The organism is Bacillus sp. JJ1503 (genome assembly GCF_036965125.1).
Classification (GTDB): domain Bacteria; phylum Bacillota; class Bacilli; order Bacillales; family Cytobacillaceae; genus Cytobacillus.
Window position 1 is genome coordinate 1 of the sequence record NZ_JBALOZ010000202.1, and the last position, 3,369, is coordinate 3,369.

General features: G+C 39.1%; 2 protein-coding genes. One reads left to right on the forward strand and one right to left on the reverse strand.

Features of this window, described 5'->3' with window-relative positions; all coding sequences use genetic code 11:
* Window positions 1–499: 499 nt before the first annotated feature.
* Entirely contained in the window at window positions 500–1,669 is a 1,170-nt protein-coding gene (yhbH, locus tag V7149_RS15690; RefSeq protein ID WP_335346548.1) for a sporulation protein YhbH, read from the forward strand.
* A gap of 88 nt (window positions 1,670–1,757) precedes the next feature.
* Here the strand turns inward: yhbH and V7149_RS15695 are convergent, their stop codons facing one another.
* Window positions 1,758–3,350 carry a glutathione ABC transporter substrate-binding protein gene (locus tag V7149_RS15695; RefSeq protein ID WP_335346549.1) on the reverse strand — a complete coding sequence of 531 codons (1,593 nt, stop codon included), beginning with the start codon at window positions 3,348–3,350 and terminating at the stop codon, window positions 1,758–1,760.
* Window positions 3,351–3,369 lie beyond the last annotated feature (19 nt).

Consider the following 3,369-nt stretch of genomic DNA (forward strand, 5'->3'; position numbering starts at 1 on the left):
AAAGCGGAACTACTCTATTATCGAAATTATTTGTAAATTATTTCGCGTTCTTGCATAGGATAAAGTAATAAACATTCTTATCCTTAAGTTGTCCAAAGGAAGAAAAAAGGTTAAGAGCCTTTTGTCAATTGGATTTGTGAAATGTAAGATTGGTTAAATGAGCATTAACCAAGTTCCATTGTCTAGCTATACATTGTATTTAGCTTATATGAAGCCATTTTATAATAGCTAGGCGCTGTTCTGTTGACACTCTCGATATTCTATGTTGTTTAGTTAGAATTGTGCGCGAAATTAACTTCATTCAGCAGAAGTCTCCCACTCCTAAATGTGATTGTTGAACGCAAAATTGTATCTAACTCAGTAGGGGTTCAAACTCCGGCTGCATGAAGTTAAGCCTCCGGCGGATGCCTCAGATTTTTTAGAGGAAATTATCGAGCAAGCTCGATAAATATCTGGGCGCAATTTCGCCCAGGCGAAATTGATTAAAGGAGGGCTTAATGTGACCGAAATAAATAACCATCAGTTTGTGATTTCTCAAGAAGATTGGTCCCTCCATCGCAAAGGCCATGATGACCAGCAGCGCCATCAGGAAAAAGTTCAGGATGCCATCCGAAATAATTTACCTGATCTTATAACAGAAGAGAGTATAGTCATGTCGAATGGTCGGGAAGTAGTAAAAATCCCGATTCGTTCACTAGACGAATATAAAATTCGCTATAATTATGATAAGAACAAACATGTTGGCCAAGGAGATGGAGATAGCCGCATTGGTGATGTAGTGGCCCGTGATGGATCAAGTAATCAAAAAGGACCTGGGAAAGGGCAGGGAGCAGGCGATCAGCCTGGTGAAGATTATTTTGAAGCTGAAGTTTCGTTAATGGAAATTGAAGAGGCACTCTTTAAACAATTAGAGCTTCCCAATTTAAAAAGAAAAGAACAAGCAGAAATTCTTGTTGAAAACATTGAATTTAATGATATCCGAAAAACAGGCTTAATGGGGAATATTGATAAGAAACGAACGATGATGACAGCATTTAAACGAAATGCCATGACCGGAAAGCCTAGCTTCCATCCCATTTATAAAGAGGATTTAAAGTTCAAGACATGGAATGAAGTCACTAAGCCTGATTCCAAAGCAGTCGTATTAGCAATGATGGATACGAGCGGCTCAATGGGAATATGGGAAAAGTATATGGCTAGAAGCTTTTTCTTCTGGATGACAAGATTTTTGAGGACGAAATACGAAACCGTAGAAATTGAATTTATTGCACACCATACGGAGGCAAAGGTTGTATCAGAGGAAGATTTCTTTTCAAAAGGTGAAAGCGGCGGTACGATCTGTTCCTCAGCCTACCGTAAAGCATTAGAACTTATTGAGGCAAAATATAATCCCCGCAGATTTAATATTTATCCATTTCACTTTTCCGATGGTGACAACTTGACCTCCGACAATGCCCGCTGTGTAAAGCTAGTTGAAGAGCTAATGAAGGTTTCCAATATGTTTGGCTATGGCGAGGTAAACCAATACAACCGCCATTCGACCCTCATGTCCGCATATAAAAATATCAAACATGATGATTTCCGTTACTATATTTTAAAACAAAAAGTGGATGTATTTCACGCCATGAAGAGCTTTTTCAAGAAGGAAGAAGATAAAATGTACGTCTAATGGAGAGAGGGTGACCCCTTCTCTCTTATTCTATTAAAAAAGTACAACCCCATTTCAAAAATAGAAATGGGGTTGTACTTTTATGATATTATTTTAATTTAATATCTTTAAAGAATGGAGTTCCACTGAAGTTTACGAATAAACCAGATTCAACTCCGTTTGTAGCATGAACAAAGTCAGGATGATGCAGGTATACCATTGGTGCTTCTTCTACAAGAATTTCAGAAACTTCTTTGTATGCTTCGTTACGATCATCTTGATTTGTACTTGTACGTCCTTTATCTAGTAACTCATCCACTTTAGCGTTTGTGTAGAATGAACGGTTACCAACTGATCCATGATTAGCAGAATGGAATAATGCGTATAAGCCGTAGTCAGCATCACCTGTTACTGTAGTCCAGCCTAGAACGAATAATTCGTGCTCACCAGCTGCTGTTTTCTCAAGGAATGTTCCCCACTCAATAACTTGGATATCTACTTCGATATTAATTTCAGCTAATTGAGCTTGAACTAATTCCGCAATATCCGCACGCTCTTTACTTCCTTCATTTACATAGATCGTTGTTTTGAAACCATCTGCAAATCCAGCTTCTGCAAGTAATTTCTTCGCAGCCTCTACATCATATGGAAGTGGCTTTAAGTCTTGGTAGTTACCAACAACTGTAGGCGCTAATGGACCAACAGCTGGAACTCCTTGACCATCTAGGATTCCGTTTACAACATCATCTTTGTTAATAGCCATTGCAATCGCTTGACGAACTTTAATGTTGTCATATGGAGCTTTATTCAAGTTGAAACTTACGTAGTCCATACGAGTACCGCGAACACGGTCGATCTCGATTCCATCCATCGCTTCTACACGAGTAACATCAGAAGCACCTACTAGCATAAGATGAGCTTCGCCTGTTTCGATCATTGCTACACGTGTAGCTTGTTCTGGTACAACTTTGATCGCAACAGTTTCAATGGAAGGCTTTTCTCCCCAATATTCATCGTTTCTAACAAAATTAATTTCAGCACCACGGTTCCATGTATCGAATTTGAAAGGACCTGTACCAATTGGATTTTCGTCAACTTTCTTACCGCCATCTTTTTCTTCTTTAAGAGCAGAAGGAGCGATGATTGAACCAGCGTTATGTGCTAAGTGAGCTGGCAGCGGAGCAAAAGGCTTCTCTGTAATGATTTGAATTGTGTAATCGTCAATAACCTTAACTTCTGTAATCACGTTAAGAATAACCGCTTTTGGTGAAGCAAATTCTGGATCGATAATTCTCTCAAAACTCATTTTGACAGCTTCAGCATTGAAATCTGTTCCGTCATGGAATTTAACTCCTTCACGAAGTTTGAATTCCCAAGTTGTATCATCTACTGCTTTATATTCAGTAGCAAGTAATGGAACAACAGATCCATCCGGTGCGTAATCTGTCAAACGCTCATATAGTTGGGTTGTTGCAGTATTAGATGCAGTGTCATTCACTCCATGTGGATCTAAAGTTGGTGCATCTGATCCTGTAACATAGACGAAGTCTTTGCCACCAGTTGCTGGCTCTTCTGTCTTAGGCGTTTCGCCTTCCTTAGCAGGAGTTTCCTCAGTGGTAGTGTTGCTTTTTCCGCTACATGCTGACAGCACTAAAATAAATGCAAGCGCTAACATGAGCAAAAGATTGTTCTTCTTAATCAAAAAAATAACCCCCTTATTT